This is a genomic window from Lacisediminihabitans profunda, from assembly GCF_008040105.1.
Classification (GTDB): domain Bacteria; phylum Actinomycetota; class Actinomycetes; order Actinomycetales; family Microbacteriaceae; genus Lacisediminihabitans; species Lacisediminihabitans profunda.
Genome location: NZ_VRMG01000015.1, coordinates 74,811 through 95,444 on the forward strand (window position 1 = coordinate 74,811; position 20,634 = coordinate 95,444).

General features: G+C 68.2%; 19 protein-coding genes. 7 read left to right on the forward strand and 12 right to left on the reverse strand.

Features of this window, described 5'->3' with window-relative positions:
- The first annotated feature begins 30 nt into the window (after nt 1-30).
- A complete protein-coding gene (locus FVP33_RS17520) occupies nt 31-864 on the forward strand; it encodes a purine-nucleoside phosphorylase (RefSeq protein ID WP_147784986.1) in 834 nt (277 codons plus the stop codon).
- Nucleotides 861-2,525, forward strand: a complete 1,665-nt coding sequence (locus tag FVP33_RS17525; RefSeq protein WP_147784987.1) for a phospho-sugar mutase — start codon at nt 861-863, stop codon at nt 2,523-2,525. Before FVP33_RS17520 ends, FVP33_RS17525 begins: the two co-directional genes overlap by 4 nt.
- Before the next feature lie 373 nt (nt 2,526-2,898).
- Here the strand turns inward: FVP33_RS17525 and FVP33_RS17530 are convergent, their stop codons facing one another.
- From FVP33_RS17530 to FVP33_RS17540, 3 genes are read right to left on the reverse strand one after another with little or no spacing between them, the layout of a single operon-like run.
- Nucleotides 2,899-3,171, reverse strand: a complete 273-nt coding sequence (locus tag FVP33_RS17530) for a PTS sugar transporter subunit IIB (RefSeq protein ID WP_147784988.1) — start codon at nt 3,169-3,171, stop codon at nt 2,899-2,901.
- Entirely contained in the window at nt 3,168-3,614 is a 447-nt protein-coding gene (locus FVP33_RS17535; protein ID WP_147784989.1) for a PTS sugar transporter subunit IIA, read from the reverse strand. The genes FVP33_RS17530 and FVP33_RS17535 overlap by 4 nt, the downstream gene beginning before the upstream one ends.
- Before the next feature lie 2 nt (nt 3,615-3,616).
- Nucleotides 3,617-4,735, reverse strand: a complete 1,119-nt coding sequence (locus tag FVP33_RS17540; RefSeq protein ID WP_147784990.1) for an adenosine deaminase — start codon at nt 4,733-4,735, stop codon at nt 3,617-3,619.
- 42 nt (nt 4,736-4,777) lie between these two features.
- Between FVP33_RS17540 and uriH the strand changes: the two genes are divergently transcribed.
- Nucleotides 4,778-5,722, forward strand: a complete 945-nt coding sequence (uriH, locus tag FVP33_RS17545) for a uridine-preferring nucleoside hydrolase UriH (RefSeq protein ID WP_147784991.1) — start codon at nt 4,778-4,780, stop codon at nt 5,720-5,722.
- 15 nt (nt 5,723-5,737) lie between these two features.
- Here the strand turns inward: uriH and FVP33_RS17550 are convergent, their stop codons facing one another.
- From FVP33_RS17550 to FVP33_RS17585, 8 genes are all read right to left on the reverse strand, one after another.
- Nucleotides 5,738-6,028, reverse strand: a complete 291-nt coding sequence (locus FVP33_RS17550) for a hypothetical protein (RefSeq protein ID WP_147784992.1) — start codon at nt 6,026-6,028, stop codon at nt 5,738-5,740.
- Entirely contained in the window at nt 6,028-7,326 is a 1,299-nt protein-coding gene (locus FVP33_RS17555) for a thymidine phosphorylase (protein WP_147784993.1), read from the reverse strand. Before FVP33_RS17555 ends, FVP33_RS17550 begins: the two co-directional genes overlap by 1 nt.
- Nucleotides 7,327-7,328: 2 nt before the next feature.
- A complete protein-coding gene (locus FVP33_RS17560) occupies nt 7,329-7,739 on the reverse strand; it encodes a cytidine deaminase (protein ID WP_147784994.1) in 411 nt (136 codons plus the stop codon).
- On the reverse strand, nt 7,736-9,037 hold the full coding sequence (locus FVP33_RS17565) for an ABC transporter permease (protein WP_187270789.1): 1,302 nt from the start codon (nt 9,035-9,037) through the stop codon (nt 7,736-7,738). Before FVP33_RS17565 ends, FVP33_RS17560 begins: the two co-directional genes overlap by 4 nt.
- On the reverse strand, nt 9,034-10,335 hold the full coding sequence (locus FVP33_RS17570) for an ABC transporter permease (RefSeq protein ID WP_147784995.1): 1,302 nt from the start codon (nt 10,333-10,335) through the stop codon (nt 9,034-9,036). The genes FVP33_RS17565 and FVP33_RS17570 overlap by 4 nt, the downstream gene beginning before the upstream one ends.
- Nucleotides 10,332-11,852, reverse strand: a complete 1,521-nt coding sequence (locus FVP33_RS17575) for an ABC transporter ATP-binding protein (RefSeq protein WP_147784996.1) — start codon at nt 11,850-11,852, stop codon at nt 10,332-10,334. The genes FVP33_RS17570 and FVP33_RS17575 overlap by 4 nt, the downstream gene beginning before the upstream one ends.
- Before the next feature lie 119 nt (nt 11,853-11,971).
- Entirely contained in the window at nt 11,972-13,078 is a 1,107-nt protein-coding gene (locus FVP33_RS17580; RefSeq protein ID WP_147784997.1) for a BMP family lipoprotein, read from the reverse strand.
- 187 nt (nt 13,079-13,265) lie between these two features.
- A complete protein-coding gene (locus FVP33_RS17585) occupies nt 13,266-14,387 on the reverse strand; it encodes a mannose-1-phosphate guanylyltransferase (protein ID WP_147784998.1) in 1,122 nt (373 codons plus the stop codon).
- 162 nt (nt 14,388-14,549) lie between these two features.
- On the opposite strand from FVP33_RS17585, the gene sdhC reads away from it, so the two are divergent.
- From sdhC to FVP33_RS17605, 4 genes are read left to right on the forward strand one after another with little or no spacing between them, the layout of a single operon-like run.
- Nucleotides 14,550-15,002 carry a succinate dehydrogenase, cytochrome b556 subunit gene (sdhC, locus tag FVP33_RS17590; RefSeq protein WP_147784999.1) on the forward strand — a complete coding sequence of 151 codons (453 nt, stop codon included), beginning with the start codon at nt 14,550-14,552 and terminating at the stop codon, nt 15,000-15,002.
- Nucleotides 15,003-15,004: 2 nt separating this feature from the next.
- On the forward strand, nt 15,005-15,454 hold the full coding sequence (gene sdhD, locus FVP33_RS17595; RefSeq protein WP_147785000.1) for a succinate dehydrogenase, hydrophobic membrane anchor protein: 450 nt from the start codon (nt 15,005-15,007) through the stop codon (nt 15,452-15,454).
- A gap of 12 nt (nt 15,455-15,466) precedes the next feature.
- Nucleotides 15,467-17,287 carry a succinate dehydrogenase flavoprotein subunit gene (sdhA, locus tag FVP33_RS17600; RefSeq protein WP_147785001.1) on the forward strand — a complete coding sequence of 607 codons (1,821 nt, stop codon included), beginning with the start codon at nt 15,467-15,469 and terminating at the stop codon, nt 17,285-17,287.
- Nucleotides 17,287-18,042 (forward strand): succinate dehydrogenase iron-sulfur subunit, encoded by a 756-nt coding sequence (locus FVP33_RS17605; RefSeq protein WP_147785002.1) that lies wholly within the window; start codon nt 17,287-17,289, stop codon nt 18,040-18,042. The genes sdhA and FVP33_RS17605 overlap by 1 nt, the downstream gene beginning before the upstream one ends.
- Before the next feature lie 916 nt (nt 18,043-18,958).
- Here FVP33_RS17605 and ptsP read toward each other — a convergent pair.
- Nucleotides 18,959-20,599: a phosphoenolpyruvate--protein phosphotransferase gene (gene ptsP, locus FVP33_RS17610; RefSeq protein ID WP_147785003.1), complete on the reverse strand. Its 1,641-nt coding sequence runs from the start codon at nt 20,597-20,599 to the stop codon at nt 18,959-18,961.
- Nucleotides 20,600-20,634: the final 35 nt, after the last annotated feature.

Genomic DNA, 20,634 nt, shown 5'->3' on the forward strand with positions numbered 1-20,634 from the left:
CGCGACAAGGCGGACCAATAGAGTGGGATCATGGCGACGACGCACCCGAATCTTCTCGACGACCCCGCAAACGACCCGTTCTCGATCGCGGCCATGGCCGCATTCGAAATAGCCGAGCGCACGGGGGTCAAGCAGCACGACATCGCGCTCACCCTCGGCAGCGGCTGGGGCAAGGCGGCCGACCTGATCGGCGAGACCACGGCCACGATCCCTGCCCACGAGGTCACCGGATTCAGCAAGCCCGCGCTCGAGGGGCACGTCGGCAGCCTGCGCTCCGTGCTGCTCCCCAGCGGCAAGCGCGCGCTGGTGATCGGCGCCAGGACGCACTACTACGAGGGTCACGGCGTGCGCCGCGTGGTGCACAGCGTGCGCACAGCGGCCGCGGCCGGCGCGAAGGTCATGATCCTCACCAACGGCGCGGGCGGCATCCGGGAGACCTGGACGCCAGGCACCCCCGTGCTGATCAGCGACCACATCAACCTCACCGCGGCCTCGCCCCTCGAGGGCGCCACCTTCATCGACCTCACCGACCTCTACTCCGCGCGGTTGCGGGCCGTCGCGCGGGGCGTCGAGCCGTCGCTCGACGAGGGGATCTATACGCAGTTTCGCGGACCGCACTACGAGACCCCGGCGGAGGTGCAGATGGCGAAGGCCATCGGCGGCCACATCGTCGGCATGTCGACCGCGCTCGAGGCGATCGCCGCGCGGCAGTCCGGCATGGAGATCCTCGGGCTCTCGCTCATCACGAATCTCGCCGCCGGCATCCAGAAGACTCCGCTGAGCCACGAAGAAGTGCTCGACGCCGGTCGGTCGGCCGAGCCGGTGATCAGCGCCCTGCTCGCACGCATCGTGGCCGAGCTGTGACCAGGGACGTCCTCGAGGCCGCCAGGGCCTGGCTCGGGCAGGATCCGGATGCGGAAACCCGCGAGGAGCTCTCCGCCCTGATCGCCGTGGCCTCGACCGGTGACGCCGGCGCCACCGCCGAACTGCACGATCGTTTCGACACCAGGCTCGAGTTCGGCACGGCCGGGCTCCGCGGCCGGATCGAGGCCGGCTCCAACCGGATGAATCGCGTGCTTGTCGCCCAGGCGGCCGCCGGTCTCGCCGCCTTCCTGGTGTCCCGCGAGGAGCACCCGAGCGTCGTGATCGGCTACGACGGCCGCAAGAACTCCCGGGTGTTCGCGATGGACACCGCGGAGCTGATGGCCGGCGCCGGCGTTCGGGCCATCCTGCTTCCCCGGCTCCTCCCCACCCCCGTACTCGCCTTCGCCGTGCGGCACTTCGGAGTGAGCGCCGGGGTCATGGTCACGGCGAGCCACAACCCGCCGCGGGACAACGGCTACAAGGTCTACCTCGGCGGCGAGGACAACGGCTCCCAGATCGTTCCGCCGTCGGATGCGGCGATCGCCGAACAGATTCTGCGAGTGGCCGCCGAGCGGAACGTGCTCGACCTGCCCCGGTCGACCGACTTCGAGGTGGCGGGCGAGGAGGTGCTCGACGAGTACGTCCGTCGCACCGCCGCGCTCGTCTCCGCTCCAGCGGTGCGTCCCCTCTTCGTCTACACGGCCCTGCACGGCGTCGGCTACGAGACGGCCCACCGGGTGTTCGTGCGGGCCGGGTTCGGCGCTCCGGTGATCGTGACGGAGCAGATCGAGCCAGACGCCGAGTTCCCCACCGTCGCCTTCCCCAATCCGGAGGAGCCCGGCGCGCTCGACCTCGCCTTCGAACTCGCCTCCCGGGTGGGTGCGGAGCTCGTGATCGCCAACGACCCGGATGCCGACCGTCTCGCCGTCGCCATCCCCGACGCCGCCGGAGGCTGGGAGCGTCTGAGCGGGAACGAGGTCGGCGCCCTGCTCGGCTGGCGCGCGGCCGAGCGCATCACCGCGAGCGGACCGGAGGGAGTGCTCGTCACCTCGATCGTGAGTTCCCCCGCTCTGGCGGCCGTGGCGCGGGAGTACCGCCTCGAGTACGTCGACACGCTCACCGGTTTCAAGTGGGTCTCGCGAGTCCCCGGCATCTCCTACGGTTACGAGGAGGCCCTCGGCTACCTCGTCGACCCGGACAAGGTGCGCGACAAGGACGGCATCTCGGCGGCTCTCGACTTCCTGGCCCTCTTCGCCGAGTTGAAGAGCTCTGGCACGAGCTTCGCGCAGCACCGTCGCGACTTCGCCGACCGGTTCGGCGCCTTCGCCTCCGCGCAGGTCTCGATCCGCGTGTCGGATCTCGCCGAGATCCCGCGCATCATGACCCGGCTTCGAGCGAACCCGCCGGAGCGGCTCGGCGCCACCGCCGTGCGCCAGATCGACGACTTCGCCGACGGTTTCGAGCAGTTTCCGCCCGGCGACATCCTGCGCCTCTGGCTGGAGGACGGCTCGCGCGTGATCGTGCGACCGAGCGGCACCGAGCCCAAGGTGAAGGTGTACATCGATGCATCGAGTGTCGCCGGATCTGCGGACGAGCGGATCGCCTTGGCGGCAAGCCGGATCGCCGCGCTCGAGGCCGCCGTGCGTCCGCTCGTTTCCTGAGGGCGCCGCCCTCCCCTCGTTGTCCTCCCCTTGTTGTGCTCCCCTTGTTGTGCAGGACAGGTTGTGCAGGACAAGCCCTCGTTGTGCAGGACAGACCCGATCAAGGCGACCCACTCCGCAGACTCTGGTTGTGCAGGACACTGTGTGCAGGACGCTGCAACCACCGTCCTGCACAACCAGAGTCTGTAGGGCATAACAGCCAGACACCCGGCGCCGTCCTGCACAACCAGAGTCTGTAGCGCATAACAGCCAGACACCCGGCGCCGTCCTGCACAACCAGAGTCCGCACTACGGTCTGCCCGACCGATCGACCGACCGCCTCGGCGATCGCGGCCTGACTCAGCCCGCCCGCCGTGTCGGCGAGCAGGTGAAACTATCCCAGCGCGGCCTCGAGCTTGCGGGAGAGTTCGTCGGTGTCGAAGTAGTTCTCGATCACGATCACGTCCGCGAAGGTCTTGCCGATCGCATCGACGAATTCCGCGGAGGTCAAGATGATCTGGGCATCCGCAGAGTCCGTCAGCAGGCTCCCGAGGTGGGCGGCTGTGACATCCGCCTCGAGTCCGAGCCGCTTGAGCACCCTCTCGGCGTTCACCTTGAGGATTCCGGAACTGCCGATACCTGCACCGCAGATCGCAACTATCTTCACTCTGAACTCCCCATGATTCTCATGACTTCGTCGGCGGTCTTCGCGGCCGCGAGGTCCGCGATGGCGGACGAGTCGTTGAAGACGTTCGCGAGCTCCGCGATCGACTCGAGGTGCGCCGACACCGAACTGATCGCGAGCCCGAGAACCACGCTCACCGGGTCGTTGTGCGGATGCCCGAACGCCACCGGCGTGGCGAGCGTCACGACCGCGAGGCCGTCCGCGAGCACCTCGGGGCCCGGTCGCGCGTGGGCGAGGGCGAGCCCCGGCGCGATCACGACGTACGGTCCGTGCTCGTCGATCATGCGGATCATCTCGTCCGCGTAGCCGGGGCGCGCCGCACCGGAGGCGACGAGCGCTCGCCCGGCCAGGCGCACGGCCTCGCGCCAGTCGGCGGCGTCCGCGCCCAGGATTATTGCCGACTCGGAGAGTGGCGGAAGTGGCATGACTAGGCTCTTTCGAAGCCGTCGGTGATCAGGTCGACGAGCTCCTCGCGGTCCTCGAGAGGCAGGAAGCTCGCGGCGGCCGCATTCAGCTGGAACACCTCGAGGTCGCTCAGGTCGTAGTCGAACGTCTCGGCGAGCAGCGCGAGTTCGCGGCTGAGGCTGGTGCGGCTCATCAGCCGGTTGTCGGTGTTGACGGTGACGCGGAATCCGAGCTGGTAGAGCAAGTCGAACGGGTGGTCGATGAGGTCGTCGCCCCACTGCTCGATCGCCCCGGTCTGGAGGTTGGATGACGGGCTCAGTTCGAGCGCGATCTCCCGGTCCTTGACCCACTGCGACAGGCGCCCGAGTTCGACGTAGGTGTTCTCGTCGTCCTCGCGGTCCACGGTGATGTCTTCGGCCAGGCGCACGCCGTGCCCGAGCCGCAGGGCGCGGCCATCGAACAGGGCACCCCTGATGCTCTCGAGGCCGTCGGCCTCCCCCGCATGAACTGTCGTGGGAAAGAAGTTGCGCGCGAGGTAGTCGAACGCCTCGCGCAGGTTGCCGGCCGGGAAGCCTGCCTCCGCGCCCGCGATGTCGAAGCCCACGACGCCGTTGCCGCGATGGCGCACGGCGAGCTCCGCGATCTCGAGCCCGCGGTCCGCGTGGCGCATCGCGGTCACGAGCTGGCCGATGCGGATGCGCCCTCCGGCGTTGCGCACATCGTCGATGCCCTCCTCGATCCCGGCCTGCACCGCCTCCACGGTCTGGTCGAGGGTGAGGCCGTTGCCGAGATGCTGCTCGGGCGCCCAGCGGATCTCGCCCCAGATCACGCCGTCGGCGCCGAGATCCTGAACGAACTCACGCGCGACCCGGATCAGTCCCTCCTCGGTCTGCATGACACCGGTGGTGATGTCGAAGGTCTTGAGGTACTCGACGAGCGAACCGGAGTCGGACTTCTCGGCGAACCATTCTCCGAGGGCCGCGCCATCCGTCTCCGGCAGGTCCAGGCCGATCGACTCGGCGAGCTCGATGATCGTCTGGGGCCGCAGCCCCCCGTCGAGGTGGTCGTGCAGCGAAACCTTGGGCAGCGCGGTGATGTTCGCGCCACCGGGCAGGAGGAAGTCGTGGGGGGCAGAGGTCATAGTCCAAATCTACCGGCTGGGCTGGCCGCTAACCTTGCCGATATGGCGCTCAAGATGATCCTCGACTGCGACCCCGGCCACGACGATGCGATCGCGCTCATCCTGGCCCACGGCAACCCGACGGTGGAGCTGCTCGCCGTCACCACGGTCCACGGCAACCAGACGATCGACAAGGTGACCCGAAACGCCCTGGCGGTCGCTCGGATCGCCGGGATCACGGGCGTGCCGTTCGCTGCCGGGGCGCACCGACCGCTGGTGCGCGTGGCGGAGACCGCACCATCCATCCATGGCGAGAGCGGCCTGGACGGGCCGGTCCTGCCCGAGCCGACGCTCGTTCCGGACGCCCGTCACGCCGTCGACCTGATCATCGACACGATCATGGCCAACGAGCCGAACACGGTCACCCTCGTGCCGACCGGCGCCCTCACCAACATCGCCCTCGCCGTGCGCAAGGAGCCGCGCATCGCCGAACGCGTGAAGGAGGTCGTGCTCATGGGCGGCGGCTACCACGTGGGCAACTGGAGCGCGGCGGCCGAGTTCAACATCGTGATCGACCCCGAGGCCGCCCACATCGTCTTCAATGAGAAGTGGAAGCTCACGATGGTGGGGCTCGACCTCACGCATCAGGCGATCGCCACCCCGGATGTCGTGGCCGCGATCGCCGCGGTCGGCACCGCCCCGGCGCGCTTCGTGGTGGAGCTGCTCGCCTTCTTCGGGCAGACCTACCGGGAGGCGCAGGGCTTCGAGCACCCGCCGGTGCACGACCCGTGCGCGGTGGCCCTGGTGATCGACCCGACGGTGATGACCGTGGTGCGCGTGCCGCTCGACATCGAACTCACCGGCACGCTCACCCTCGGCATGACGGTCGCCGACTTCCGCTCGCCCGCCCCGGCCGACTGCACGACCTACGCGGCGACCGACCTCGACCACGGCAAATTCTGGGCGCTCATCGTCGACGCGCTCGAGCGCATCGGCGACCCCGAGTAGCCGCCGACGGATGACTCAGCGGCGACGAGCGCGCACCGCGAGCAGCGCGAGCGAGGCGAGGGCCCCGACGCCCAGGAGGCGACGATACGGGTTCACCCCGCGCACGATCTCGTCGACGGCCCACCACGCCAACACCCCGACCGCGAGCTCGGCAGCGGCCGTGCGCACCGGCCCGCGCGGCACGAGCACGCCCACCGCGGTCGTCGCCGCGAAGATCGTGATCGGCAGGTTCGGCGACTGGCCGAGGGTGATCCGCCCGGTCTGACGGTTGCGGAACCACCAGTCGAAGGTCGTGTGCGCCGACATCAGGCCCCGATGCGCTCGGCGATGAGCGGACCGCCCGTGACGATGTCGTCGCCGGCATCGCCGATCCGGTACGCCCCGTCGAGTGCCTCGATGGCCCGGGCGAATCGCTCAGGCTCATCGGTGTTGAGCGTGAACAGCGGCTGGCCCTCGGTCACCAGGTCACCCGGTTTCGCGTGCAGGTCGATGCCCGCCGCGTGCTGGACCGGGTCCTGCTTGCGGGCTCGTCCCGCCCCGAGCCGCCACGCCGCGATGCCGAACGGCAGCGCCTGCTGCTCGACGAGCACGCCCGAGCGCGGCGCCATCACCACGTGCGTCTCGCGCGGGACAGGAAGGGCAGCGCCCGGATCTCCGCCCTGCGCGGTGATCATCGCCCGCCACGTGTCCATCGCGCGGCCGTCGCCGAGGGCCGCCTCGACATCGGCGTCCGGCAGCCCGGCGTGGGCCAGCATCTCCCGAGCGAGCGCCACCGTGAGGGCCCGCACGTCGGACGGTCCGCCACCGGCGAGCACCTCCACCGACTCCCGAACCTCGTTCGCATTGCCGATCGCCAGGCCGAGCGGAACGTTCATGTTGGTGAGCAGCGCGGAGGTCGCGACCCCGGCATCCACGCCGAGCTCCACCATGGTGCGCGCGAGCTCGCGCGACTGCTCGATGTCCTTGAGGAACGCGCCGGAGCCGAACTTCACGTCGAGCACGAGAGCCGACGTACCCTCGGCGATCTTCTTCGACATGATCGAGGAGGCGATGAGCGGGATCGCCTCGACGGTGCCGGTGATGTCGCGCAGCGAGTAGAGCTTGCCGTCGGCCGGGGCGAGTCCGGAGCCGGCGGCACAGATGACGGCGCCCACCTCCTCGAGGATCTCGCGCATCCGGGCAGGGCCGATGTTGGCCTGCCAGCCGGGGATCGACTCGAGTTTGTCGAGCGTGCCACCCGTGTGCCCGAGCCCGCGGCCGGAGAGCTGGGGCACGGCCACGCCGAAGGAGGCGACGAGGGGCGCGAGCGGCAGGGTGATCTTGTCGCCGACACCGCCGGTGGAGTGCTTGTCCGTGGTCTTCTTCGAGAGGCCGGAGAAGTCCATGGTCTCGCCGCTCGCGATCATGGCGAGGGTGAGGTCGCGGATCTCCCTCCGCTCCATGCCGTTGAGGAAGATCGCCATCGTCATGGCCGACATCTGCTCGTCGGCGACGAAACCGCGGGTGTACGCGTCGATGAGCCAGTTGATCTGCTCGGTGCTGAGCACCCCGCGATCCCGCTTGACATGGATGAGGTCGACGACGTCGAATGCTTCGATGGCCACGGTCAGACTCCCGAGTTGTCGTATTCTGCGAGCTGGCGTGGCCCGAACGCGTCCGGGATCACCTGGTCGATTGTGCGTACGCCCGACACCGTCTCGAGCAGCATTCCCGGTGCGGAATGTTCGTAGAGCAGCTGGCGGCAGCGCCCGCAGGGCATGAGGATGTTGCCGTGGCCGTCGACGCAGGTGAAAGCCACGAGGCGGCCGCCGCCGGTCATGTGCAGGCTGGACACGAGGGCGCACTCCGCACAGAGGGTGAGCCCGTACGAGGCGTTCTCCACGTTCGCGCCGGTGATGACCCGGCCGTCGTCCACGATCGCGGCGACCCCGACCGGAAAGTTCGAATAGGGCGCGTAGGCGTGGGTCCTCGCCTCGTTGGCGACCGCGCGCAGTGCGTCCCAGTCGATCTCGCTCATGACTTCACATACGGCTTGCCGGCCGCGGCCGGTCCCCGCACCTGTCCGACGAGACCCGCGACGGCCACGATCGTGACGATATAGGGAAGCATGAGCATGAACTCGCTCGGCACGGGCGAGCCGATGATCGCGAGCACGCTCTGCAGGTTCGTCGCGAACCCGAAGAGCAGGGCCGCGAAGGTCGCCTTGATCGGATCCCAGCGGCCGAAGATCACGGCGGCCAGGGCGATGAAGCCCGCTCCGGCCGTCATCTCCTTGCTGAACCCCCCGATGGATCCCAGGGTGAAATACGCCCCGCCCAGCCCGGCGATCGCTCCGGCGAGCGACACGTTCCAGAACCGCGTGCGGTTGACGTTGATGCCCACGGTGTCCGCCGCCTGCGGGTGCTCGCCGGACGAGCGAAGCCGCAGCCCCCACTTCGTGTGGAACAGCCCGTACCAGACGGCGATCACGGCCACATACATGATGTAGATGATGATGGTCTGCCGGAAGAGCACCGGCCCGATGATCGGAATTCCGCTGAGCACCGGGATCGGAATGCGGGGAAGAATGCCGGGGTTGTTGAGGGTCTCGTTGGCCGGGCTCAACACCGTCGAATAGAGGAAGTTGGTGAGTCCGGTCACGAGCACGTTCAGCACGACACCGACGATCACCTGATCGACGAGGTACTTGATCGAGAACGCCGCGAGAACCGAGGACACGAGGGCGCCGGCCACCATCGCCGCGGCCAGGCCGAGGAACGGCTGCCTGGTGGCCGAGGCGACGAGCGCCGACACGAAGGCGCCGGCGAGCAACTGGCCCTCGATCGCCACGTTGACCACGCCGACCCGTTCGGAGATGACGCCTCCGAGCGCACCGAAGATCAGCGGCACGCTCAGCCCCACCGACCCGACGAGGAGTCCGGTGACCGGCATCGTGTGGCCGGCGGACGCCCAGGAGAGGAATCCGACCATGAAGATGAGGGCGAAGACCACGATGAGCCAGAGATTCACTCGGCGCGCCCGGTAGGCGAGCCAGGTGGCGTAGGCCGCGAGCAGCACCAGCAGGATGGAGAGCACGATTCCCGCGGCCCTGGTCGGCAGCGCGAGCACCGGCAGCTGCACGAAGTCCGTCTCGGACGACAGCCGGAAGCTGCTCGTGCCGTCCCGTCCGAACACGCCGAAGAGCACGATCGAGACCAGCGCGAAGATCCCGAGAGCGATGGGGCTCTTCCAGCTCTTCACGACAGCGGTCGCGAGCACGATCTTCGACGCCGGAGTCGAGGATGGGGTGGCGAGGTTGCCGGACACCGTCGTCACTTGGTCACCACCGCCTTCTTGCCTGAGATCTTCGCCGGCGCGACCCGCGGGGTCACCGTGGGAGCCGGGAGCCTGAACACCGCCCGCACCAGCGGCGGCGCCGCGATGAACAGCACGATGAGGGATTGCACCACGAGCACGATGTCGATGGGCACGTTCTGCGAGGCCTGCATGGTGAAGCCACCGGCCTTGAAGGCCCCGAACAGGATGCCGGCCACGAAGACACCCCATGGTCTCGAACGCCCGAGCAGTGCGACGGTGATCGCATCGAATCCGATTCCGGCATCGATGCCCGATCCGAATCCGGAGGTGATCGACGCCTGCACCTGGTTCGCCCCGGCGAGGCCGACGAGCGCGCCCGAGATGAGCATCGCGTACACGTACATGTTCTTGACGTTGATTCCGGCGGTCAGGGCGGCATGCGGGTTCTCGCCGATGGCGCGGAACTTGAACCCCAGGCTCGATCGGGAGAGCAGGTACCAGACCCAGATGGTGGCGATGATCACGAGGATGAAGCCGAGGGTGAGGTTGTACGACGGCCCGAGAATGTGCGGGAACACGGCCGTCGGCTTCATCGCAGGCGACTTCGGGTTGCTCGAACCCGGCGCCTGCAGGAGACCCGGGGTGCGGAGCATGTAGGCGAGCAGGTAGAACGCCACGTAGTTCAGCATGATCGTGACGATCACCTCGTGGGCCCCGGTGCGCGCCTTGAGCAGGCCCACGATTCCGCCCCAGAGGGCGCCACCCACGATTCCGACGACGAGGGCCACGATGAGGTGAACGCCCCAGGGGAGGTCGAACGAGAACCCGACCCAGCCCGCCGCGGCAGCGGCGATGAGCATCTGCCCCCGGCCCCCGATGTTGAACAGGCCGACCCGGAAGGCGAGGGCGACGCCGAGACCCGCCGCGATGAGCGGGGTGGCGAAGGTCAGCGTCTCGGTGAACGGCTTGATGCCGGCGGCGAAGGTCGGACGACCGAAGTTGTAGATCGAGCCCTGGAAGAGGGCGGTGTACGCCCCACTCACCGCGGTCCAGACGGCATTGACGGTGTCGAGAGGGCGGCCGAAGAAGTAGGCGGATGCCGCATGCACCCCCGGATCGGTGACGGCGATGAGCACCGCACCGGCCACGAGCGCGAGCACCACGGCGAGAACCGAGATGAGCGCGTTGCCGGAGGCGATCTCCCGCAGCACGCCCGAGAAACGCGACGGCTGCTCGGCGGCGGGGGCCGGCTGTTCCCCCTGGACCGTGCCCGGCGTGGGCACCGGGCCCTGCGTGGGAATCTGCGAGTCGCTCACGCGGCCACCTCCGGGGTTGAGGGCAGTTCGCCGGCCATCATGAGGCCCAGAACGCTGCGCGGTGTCGTGCCGGGGACGATGCCGACGATGCCTCCGCGGTACATGACCGCGATGCGGTCGGCGAGCGCGACGACCTCGTCAAGCTCGGTGGAGACGACGAGAACCGGAGTTCCCGCATCCCGGGTGGCGATGATGCGGGTGTGCACAAATTCGATCGAGCCGACATCGAGACCGCGGGTCGGCTGCGCGGCGACGAACAACCGCAGGCTCCTCGACAGTTCGCGGGCCAGCACCACCTTCTGCTGGTTGCCGCCGGAGAGCTTGCCGGCGTGCGTGCCGATGCCCTGCGCGCGGATGTCGAATTCGACGATCGTCTTCTCGGCGAATTCGGCGAGCGTGCCGAGCTGCAGGGTGCCCGCCTTGACGAAGGGCTCGCCGTTCGAGCGATCGAGCATGAGGTTCTCGGCGATGGTGAATTCGGCGATCAGGCCGTCTTCCGACCGGTCCTCCGGCACGAAGCCGACTCCGGCATCCAGAACCGTTCTCACGCTCGCCTTCCGCAGCTCGTTGCCGTCGAGCATGATCGAACCGGTCACCCGCGGCTGGAGCCCCATGATGGCCTCGGTGAGCTCGGTCTGCCCGTTGCCCTGCACTCCCGCGATGGCGAGGATCTCGCCGGCGTGCACCTCGAAGCTCACGTTGTTGACCACGAGCTGCCCGCGGTGATCGATCACCGAGAGGTTCTTCACGACGAGGTCGGCGTTCCCCGGCTTGGCGGGGTCCTTGTGCACGGTGAGTTCCACGGCGCGGCCCACCATGAGCGAGGCGAGTTCGGTGTTCGTCGCGGTGGGGCTGGCCTGGCCGACCACCTTGCCGAGCCTGATCACGGTGATGCGGTCGGCGACCTCGCGCACCTCGCGCAGCTTGTGGGTGATGAACACGATGGAGGTGCCCGCCTCCTTGAGCTGACGCATGATCACCATGAGCTCATCCGTCTCCTGCGGCGTGAGCACGGCCGTCGGCTCGTCGAAGACGAGAACCTTCGCGTCGCGGGACAACGCCTTGATGATCTCGACGCGCTGCTGCACCCCCACCGGGAGGTCGTCGACGAGCGCATCCGGATCGATGTCGAAACCGAATCGGCTCGAGATCGCGCGCACCTGCTCGCGGGCGGCCGCGATGTCCAGCCTCCCGCCGGCCCTGGTCTTCTCGTGCCCGAGCATCACGTTCTCCGCCACGGTGAAGACGGGGATCAGCATGAAATGCTGGTGGACCATGCCGATGCCGGCCGCCATCGCGTCCCCCGGGCCGGAAAAGCGCTGGACGACGTCGTCCAGCAGGATCTCGCCATCGTCGGCCTGATACAGGCCGTACAGAACGTTCATCAGGGTCGACTTGCCCGCCCCGTTTTCGCCGAGCAGGCAGTGGATCTCGCCGGGCTCCACCGTGAGGTCGATGTGGTCGTTTGCGACCAGGGCACCAAACCTCTTGGTGATGCCCCGAAGTTCGAGCTTCATGTTTCCCAATCTATCCGGCTCGTGTCGACGCCTCGCGGTGGAGCGCGCCACCGTGTCCGGTCTCAGAAAATCGGGGGGACCAGCAATGCTGGTCCCCCCGACCGTTGGAACTGTGTGGGTTAGTTGCCGGACAGGTACGACTTGACCGTGATCTTGCCGCTGATGATGTCGGCCTTGATCGAGTCGAGCTCACCCTGCAGCTTCGGGTCGACCTTCGACGCGAAGTCGTGGAACGGGGCGATGCCTACCCCATTGTTCTTGAGGTTGCCCACGTACGGCACGTTGTCGAAGGTGCCCTTGGCCTGCTTGGCGCTGGCCTCCACGACGGCCTGGGTGGCCGTCTTGATGCCCTTCAGCACCGAGGTGAGGTAGAGCTTGTCGTAGGTGGGGAAGGTGTTGAACACGTCGGCGTCAGCACCCAGCAAGGCGATGTCCTTGCCCGAGTCGGTGATGGCCGCTCCCGCGCTCTGGAAGATCGGTCCACCGACCGGGAAGATGACGTCCGCACCCTGGTCGATGAGGTTCTTCGCCGTGCTCTTGGCCGTGTCGTTCGCCGCGAATCCGCCGGTGAACGAGCCCTTCTGCGAGGCGACGTCCCAGCCGACGACCTTCACGCTCTTGCTCTTCTGCTTGTTGTAGTAGTCGACGCCGTCCGCGAAACCGTCCATGAAGATCGTGACGGTGGGGTACTGCATGCCGCCGAAGGTTCCGACGATGCCCGACTTGCTGTAGCTCGCCGAGGCGTAGCCGGCCAGGAAGGCGGCCTGGGCGGTGTCGAACAGGATGGGCTTGATGTTCGGCTCGTCGACCTTGCCGTCGAAGTTCGCGTCCGCCGCGTCGTCGATGATGGCGAACTGGATGTCGGGGTTGGCCTTGGCCGCGGCGAGCGAGGCCGCGGAAAGGTTGAAGCCGACGGTGATGATCAGGTTGCAGTTGGCGGCGACGAGGCTGTCGATGTTCGGAGCGTAGTCGGTGTCGGCGTTCGACTCGACGTGCTTCTCCTTGGCGCCGATGGCCTTCGCCCCGGCCTGCAGCCCTTCGAGTCCCAGCTGGTTGAACGACTTGTCGTCGAATCCGCCCGAGTCGGAGACCATGCAGGGGAGGTATTTCGAGGCCGCGGCCGTGGTCTTCGTGGCGTCGGGTGCTGCTGCGCATCCGGCGAGCACTGCTGCGATTCCGGCCATGGCCAGACCGCTCAGCACGGCCTTTCGTGAGGTGATTCTCAAGGTGTCCTCCAAGGTGCTGCCCCGGCACGGTTGCGGGGGCCGTAGTGCTGTACAGGTTACCGAATGTTACGTGCCGCATCGGGGGGTATTTGTACCCTTTTAGCCAATGGTTACAAAGATGCGATTGTCGCGAAATGTTGCAGAAATAATCACCAGACCCCCCGGCCAAACGGGGGGGGGTAGGGGGCTACAGCACGTCGCTGCGGCCGGACAGCTTGAGCGCGTCGACCACTGCCTTCACACGCTGTGCATTTGCACTCGTCGTGACTAGTAGAGCGTCCGGGGTATCGACGACCACGATGTCGGTGACTCCGATGAGCGAGATGAGGCGCCCGGTCTGGCTGATCACGATGCCGGTGGACGCGTCGGCGAGCACGCGCGCGTTCTCGCCGAGGATCGCCAGATCCGACTTTCGTCCCCCGGAATGCAGCTTCGCGATCGCCGCGAAGTCGCCGACGTCGTCCCAGTCGAACTCGCCGGGGATCACCGCGAGCCGCCCGGCCTTCGCGGCGGGCTCGGCCACCGTGTAGTCGATCGCGATCTTGGGCAGGCCGGGCCAGACGCGATCGACGACCGCCCCGCGGCGCGGGGTGTCCCAGGCCTCGGCGAGCTCGGTGAGACCCGCGAGCAGGTCCGGCTCGGTCTCGCCGAGCTGGGCGAGGAGCACATCGGCGCGGGAGATGAACATGCCGCCGTTCCACAGGTAGTCGCCGCTGGCGACGTAGCCTCGGGCCGTGACGAGGTTGGGCTTCTCCACGAAGGAGTCAACCATCACCGCGCTCGGTGCCGCCGGGATGTCGAGCCTCGGCCCGCAGTGGATGTAGCCGAAGCCGATCGCCGGCTCGGTGGGCGTGATGCCGATGGTCGCGATGTAGCCGGCATCCGCCGCCGCCACCGCCTCGACGACCGCGCGCCGGAAACCGCGGATGTCCGCGATCACGTGGTCGGCGGCGAACGACCCGATGATCACATCCGGCTCCCGTCGAACCAGGATCGCCGCGGCGAGCCCGATCGCCGCCGACGAGTCCTTGGGTTCGCTCTCGAGAACCACATTGGCATCCGTCAGCTGGGGCAGCTGGGCCTCGACCGCGGCGCGGTGCGCGCGGCCCGTGACGACCATGATGCGGTCGGGTCCCGAGAGGGGGGCGAGCCGGTCCCAGGTGGCCCGGAGCAGGGTGCTGCCCGAGCCGGTGAGGTCGTGCAGGAACTTGGGAGCATCGGCGCGAGAGAGCGGCCAGAGCCGCGATCCGATTCCGCCGGCCGGGATCACGCTGTAGAAACGCTCGAGAAGGTCCTTTTGCTCAGCCATGCGCTCAACCCTAGACGCTCCCAGATATCTCGATCTCGAGATATTTAGGCAAGCCTTGGCAGACGACCGATTCGCGCGGGAATAGACTGGAATCCGTTCGCCTCGCGAACAGTCACCCGCCCCGATGCCGGGGCGGACACCACTCGTCAAGGAGGGTTGCTCGTGCCAGAGAAGTCGGCGGGGGCCCTGGCCGCTTCCAGGCCAGAAAAGAAGTATCCACTACCCAAGATCTCGGCGCCTCGCGCTCCCCGGGGAACCCTGTATCGGGGTCGGGAGGGAATGTGGTCGTGGGTGCTGCACCGCATCACCGGCGTCTCGATCTTCTTCTTCCTACTCGTTCACATCCTCGACACCTCGCTCGTGCGAGTGAGCCCCGGGGCCTACAACGCGGTCATCAACTCGTACAAGACGCCCATCATGGGGCTCGGCGAGACCGCGCTCGTCGTCGCGATCGGATTCCACGCCCTCAACGGGTTGCGCGTCATCCTGATCGACTTCTGGAGTCTGGGCGCCAAGCACCAGCGACTCATGTTCTGGATCGTGATCGTGGTCTGGGTGCTGCTGCTCGTTGGTTTCGTGCCCAGACAGTTCATGCACATCTTTGGAGGGGCGTGATCATGAGCGCGACTATCGAAACACCTCGCGCACCCCAGCCGGTGCGCCGTCAACGCCGCTTCAACTTCGAGAAGTGGGGCTGGATCTACATGCGGGCGAGTGGCGTCGTGCTCGTGGTGCTGATCTTCGGCCACCTCTTCGTGAACCTCTTCGCGGGTGAGGGTGTCAAGGCCATCGACTTCGCCTTCGTCGGCGGCAAGCTCTCCCAGCCGTTCTGGCAGATCTGGGACACCCTGCTGCTCTGGCTCGCCCTGATCCACGGCGCGAACGGCATGCGCACCATCGTGAACGACTATGCGAGCAACCGTCTCCTCCGTGTCATTTTCAAGGGCGCGCTCATCGCGTCCGCCGTCGTACTACTCGTGCTGGGAACCCTCGTGATCTACACCTTTGACCCCTGTCCCGCCGGCTCGCCAGCCAACCTCCTGCCGTCCTTCTGCCCGGCCGGCTAGGGGCACTGCGCAATGGGTGAAGACGCGGAAGGCACCTCCTCGATCATCGATGGAGTGCACCACCACCAGTTCGACATCGTGATCGTCGGGGCGGGAGGCGCCGGAATGCGCGCCGCCATCGAGGCGGGTCCGCACGCCCGCACCGCGGTGATCTCCAAGCTCTACCCCACGAGGTCGCACACGGGAGCGGCGCAGGGCGGCATGGCCGCAGCGCTGGCGAACGTGGAGGAAGACAACTGGGAGTGGCACACCTACGACACCGTCAAGGGCGGCGACTACCTCGTCGACCAGGATGCGGCCGAGATCCTCGCGAAGGAGGCCATCGACGCGGTCATCGACCTCGAGAACATGGGCCTGCCCTTCAACCGCACGCCGGAGGGCAAGATCGACCAGCGCCGCTTCGGCGGGCACACGCGTGAGCACGGCAAGGCGCCCGTGCGCCGCGCCTGCTACGCGGCCGACCGCACCGGCCACATGATCCTGCAGACGCTGTTCCAGAACTGCGTGCGTCTCGGCATCAACTTCTTCAACGAGTTCTACGTGCTCGACATGGTGATGACCGAGGTCACCGACTCGTTCGGCGTCACCACGGAGCAGCCCTCCGGCGTCGTCGCGTACGAGCTCGCCACCGGCGACCTGCACGTGTTCCAGGCGAAGGCGATCATCTTCGCGACCGGCGGATTCGGCAAGATCTTCAAGACCACCTCGAACGCACACACCCTCACCGGAGACGGCGTCGGCATCATCTGGCGCAAGGGGCTGCCGCTCGAGGACATGGAGTTCTTCCAGTTCCATCCGACCGGGCTCGCCGGCCTGGGCATCCTCCTCTCCGAGGCGGCACGCGGCGAGGGCGCCATCCTGCGCAACGCCACGGGCGAGCGCTTCATGGAGCGCTACACGCCGACGCTCAAGGACCTCGCCCCCCGCGACATCGTCGCCCGGTCGATGGCCACCGAGATCCGGGAGGGCAGGGGCGCCGGTCCGGACAAGGACTACCTCTACCTCGACATCACGCACCTCGAGCCGGCGGTGATCGACGAGAAGCTGCCCGACATCACGGAATTCGCCCGCACCTACCTCGGCGTCGAGCCGTACACCGAACCGGTGCCGGTGCTGCCGACGGCACACTACGCGATGGGCGGCATCCCGACCACCAACAACGCCGAGGTTCTGCGCAGCAACACCGAGGTCGTTCCCGGCCTCTACGCCGCCGGCGAGTGCGCCTGCGTGAGCGTGCACGGCTCCAACCGCCTCGGCACCAACTCGCTGCTCGACATCAACGTCTTCGGCAAGCGGGCAGGCAAGAACGCGGTCGAGTACGTGAAGACTGCGGAGTTCGTCCCGCTGCCCGACGACCCGGCGGCCGGAGTGCGCAAGATCCTCGACATGGTGCGCAGCGGGGACGGCACCGAGAGGATCGCGGTGATCCGCAAGGAGCTGCAGGACTCGATGGACCGCAACGCGCAGATCTTCCGCACCGACGATTCGCTCAAGGAAGTCACCGAGCTCATCGAGAGGCTGCGGGCGCGCTACAAGAACATCGCGCTGCAGGACAAGGGCAAGCGGTTCAATACCGACCTGCTCGAGGCCGTGGAGCTCGGCTTCCTGCTCGACCTCGCCGAGGTGCTCGTGTACTCGGCGAGGGCCCGCAAGGAGAGCCGCGGCGGCCACATGCGCGAGGACTACCCGGAGCGCGACGACAAGAACTTCCTCGTGCACACGATGGCCTACCTCACCGGTGACCCGGAGTCCGCGGACGCTGGGGAACACATCCGCCTCGACTGGAAGCCCGTCGTGATCACGAATTACCCGCCAATGGAGAGAAAGTACTAATGAGCACAGCGGTCCTGGACAACTCCCCGAGCGTCCCCGAGGTCATCCCGACCTTCACGGCGACCCTCATCATCCGCCGGTTCGACCCCGAAGTGGATGACGAGCCGCGCTGGCAGGACTTCGACGTGGAGATGCGCGGCACCGACCGCATCCTCGACGCCCTCCACAAGATCAAGTGGGAGCAGGACGGATCGCTCACCTTCCGTCGCTCGTGCGCCCACGGCGTGTGCGGCTCGGATGCGATGCGCATCAACGGCCGCAACCGCCTCGCCTGCAAGACCCTGATCAAGGACCTCGACATCTCGAAGCCGATCTATGTCGAGGCGATCAAGGGCCTGCCGCTCGAGAAGGACCTGATCGTGAACATGGATCCCTTCTTCGAGAGCTTCAAGGCGGTGCAGCCGTTCCTCATCGCCTCGTCGAAGCCCGACAAGGAGCGCCTGCAGAGCCCGGTGGAGCGTGCGCGCTTCGACGACACGACCAAGTGCATCCTGTGCGCGGCGTGCACCTCGAGCTGCCCGGTCTTCTGGACCGACGGCCAGTACTTCGGGCCGGCCGCGATCGTGAATGCCCACCGCTTCATTTTCGACTCGCGCGACGAGGGGTCCGAGGTGCGCCTCGACATCCTCAACGACCAGGAGGGCGTGTGGCGCTGCCGCACCACCTTCAACTGCACCGAGGCCTGCCCGCGCGGCATCCAGGTGACGCAGGCCATCGCCGAGGTGAAGGCGGCGGTGCTGCGCGGCAAGCCGTAGGCAGCTCGCTGCCTGCCGTTCCCCGGCTCTGCGGGGCGCACTGGCCCTGAGCGGGTGCTTGTCGTCCCTGCGGGGTGTCATACCTGCGGGGTGCATCCCTGCGGGGTGCCTTCCCCCGGGGTGTCGTCCCAGCGGGGTGTCGTCCCCGCGGGGTGTATTCCCCACGGCGTGCCTTCCCTGCGGCGCGTCTTCCCCGCGGCGTGCATAACTCCTGCAAATCGCGCCGCTCCTCCCGGCCACCCCCAGGAATACGAGCCGGTTTGTGCTGCTCCCCCAAAACTGCCGGAGTTACGCACGCCGAGTCGATGAGCGATCCGGGACTGGCCGGGTTGCGGACCGGGGCTCCGCACCGGGGCTCCGTCCGGGGCTCCGTCCGCCCGCGCACTCGCCACCGCCCGCCCGCGCCCCGTGCACAACTCCTGCAATTCGCGCCGCTCCTCCCGACCACCCCCAGGAATACGGGCCGGTTTGTGCTGCTCCCCCAAAAACTGCCGGAGTTACGCACGCCGAGTCGGTGACCGTTCCGGAGTGGCCGGGTTGCAGACCGGGGCTCCGCACCGGGGCTCCGTCCGCCTGCGCACTCGCCACCGCCCGCCCGCGCCCCGTGCATAACTCCTGCAATTCGTGTCGCCGCGCTCCCGCTGCCGCCGAAGACACGGGGGCGGTTTCGCCCCTGTGGAAGAACTGCCGGAGTTATGAACACGGCTAGGGGGCACGGCAGGAGGCCCGCGCACGCCACCGGGCAGCGCAGTGGAGTCGCAGCGCAGCGCTGAGGGCAAGGGGCCGCGCAGGGCAGCGCAGAGGTCGAGCGGCCGGGCAGCGCAGAGGGCGAGGGGCCGCGCAGTGCAGCGCAGAGGCGGCGCAGAGGGCAGACAGCCGGGCAGCCCAGGCGCTGCCCGACGGGCCGGAGACCGGCTCAGGCGGAGGCGACGGCGCGCGCCTCCGTGGCGGTGCGAGCCGCGAGAGCCCGGCTCGCTCGCTCGCTGGCCTCCGCGAGCGTGACCGTGCGGAGCTCTGCGCGCACGTCGGCGAGCGCCGCCGGCGTCATCGAGAGGCTCGTCACGCCCAGGCCCACGAGCACCACGGCGAGCTGCGGATCCGCCGCCGCCTCGCCACAGACGCCCACCGATTTGCCCGCAGCGGCTCCGGCGTCACCGAGGAGCTTCACCAGGCGCAGCACCGCCGGGTGCCAGGGGTCCTGGAACTGCGCGACGGAGCCGAGCATCCGATCGGCGGCAAGGGTGTACTGGGTGAGGTCGTTGGTTCCGATGCTCACGAAGTCCGCGACGCCGAGCACCTGGTCGGCCAGTACGGCGAGGGACGGCACCTCGGCCATCACCCCCACCGTCGTGAGTCCCAGCTCCCGGCCGAGGGACACGAAGTACTCGGTCTCCTCGGAGTCGGACACCATCGGCGCCATCACCCACAGCTCGGCGTCGGTCTCCGCGGCGGCGAGGGCGAGGGCGGTGAGCTGGTCACGCAGGATCGGCTCACTCGCACGCAGGGCGCGAAGACCCCGCAGGCCCAGGGCCGGATTCTCCTCGTGGGCGTCGTTGAGAAAGCTCAGCGGCTTGTCGGCGCCGGCGTCGAGCGCGCGGACCACCACCTTCCTGCCGGGGAACTGGGCGAGGAGCTGCGCGTAGTGCACGCGCTGCACGTCGACGGACGGCGCGGTCTTCGCGTCCAGGAAGAGGAACTCGGTGCGGAACAGTCCGACGCCCTCCGCGCCGAGTGCGATCGCGGCGGCGGCATCCTTCGGCGACCCGAGATTCGCGAGCAACGGGATGGCCGTGCCGTCGGCGAGCTCCCCCGGAGTGATGGGCGCCGCAACGACGGCGGCTCGCTCGGCGATGGTCGCCCGGGCGCGCTCGAGGTCCGCCTCGCTCGGGGCCACCCGCACGAGGCCGGCGCCGGCATCCACGATCACCTCGGTGCCGTCGGCCAGGTCGAGCGCCCCAGCCACCCCGACGATGGCCGGAATGGACTTCGCTCTCGCCAGAATGGCCGTGTGACTCGTCGGGCCACCATCCCGGGTGACGAGGCCGAGCACCTTGCCGAGGTCGAGCAGGGCCGTGTCGGCCGGGGCGAGATCGTGGGCGACCAGGACGAACGGCCTGTCCGAGCTGGGGACGCCGGGGGCAGGCACCCCGCGCAGGTGGGCGATGATGCGGCGGGAGACGTCGGCGAGGTCGGCGGCGCGCTCCGCCATCAGGCCACCCATGCCGGTGAGGATGTCCTGGAACGCCCCGAACGCCTCGAAGACCGCGCGTTCCCCCGTCTTGCCCGCATCGATGCGGGACTGGATATCGTCGACCAGCGACGGGTCCTGAGCCATCAGCGCCGCCGCCTCGAGCACGTCCTTGGCGGCACCGCCGGCCTTCTCGCCCCGCGATTGCAGCTCGACGGCGACCGCGGCGAGGGCCTCAGACACCGCCGAGAACTCCACGCCGGCGTCGGCCGTGCGCGCCACGTCGGCCGGTTCCGGCAGCGGGTCCGGCATCCTCACAATCGGGCCTACCGCGATTCCCCGTCCCACGCCGATGCCGTGCAAATCCATGGGTGTCCTCCCTCGAGTCTGCTGTGTGCGCCACT

Coding starts and splice junctions, on each gene's coding strand:
- FVP33_RS17575 (WP_147784996.1), bottom strand. CDS start 11,852: ATGAAGCTCGAACTTCGGGGCATCACCAAGAGGTTTGGTGCCCTGGTC.
- FVP33_RS17550 (WP_147784992.1), bottom strand. CDS start 6,028: ATGTCGGCGCACACGACCTTCGACTGGTGGTTCCGCAACCGTCAGACC.
- sdhA (WP_147785001.1), top strand. CDS start 15,467: ATGGGTGAAGACGCGGAAGGCACCTCCTCGATCATCGATGGAGTGCAC.
- uriH (WP_147784991.1), top strand. CDS start 4,778: ATGGCGCTCAAGATGATCCTCGACTGCGACCCCGGCCACGACGATGCG.
- ptsP (WP_147785003.1), bottom strand. CDS start 20,599: ATGGATTTGCACGGCATCGGCGTGGGACGGGGAATCGCGGTAGGCCCG.
- sdhD (WP_147785000.1), top strand. CDS start 15,005: ATGAGCGCGACTATCGAAACACCTCGCGCACCCCAGCCGGTGCGCCGT.
- FVP33_RS17520 (WP_147784986.1), top strand. CDS start 31: ATGGCGACGACGCACCCGAATCTTCTCGACGACCCCGCAAACGACCCG.
- FVP33_RS17540 (WP_147784990.1), bottom strand. CDS start 4,735: ATGACCTCTGCCCCCCACGACTTCCTCCTGCCCGGTGGCGCGAACATC.
- FVP33_RS17605 (WP_147785002.1), top strand. CDS start 17,287: ATGAGCACAGCGGTCCTGGACAACTCCCCGAGCGTCCCCGAGGTCATC.
- FVP33_RS17535 (WP_147784989.1), bottom strand. CDS start 3,614: ATGCCACTTCCGCCACTCTCCGAGTCGGCAATAATCCTGGGCGCGGAC.
- FVP33_RS17585 (WP_147784998.1), bottom strand. CDS start 14,387: ATGGCTGAGCAAAAGGACCTTCTCGAGCGTTTCTACAGCGTGATCCCG.
- FVP33_RS17560 (WP_147784994.1), bottom strand. CDS start 7,739: ATGAGCGAGATCGACTGGGACGCACTGCGCGCGGTCGCCAACGAGGCG.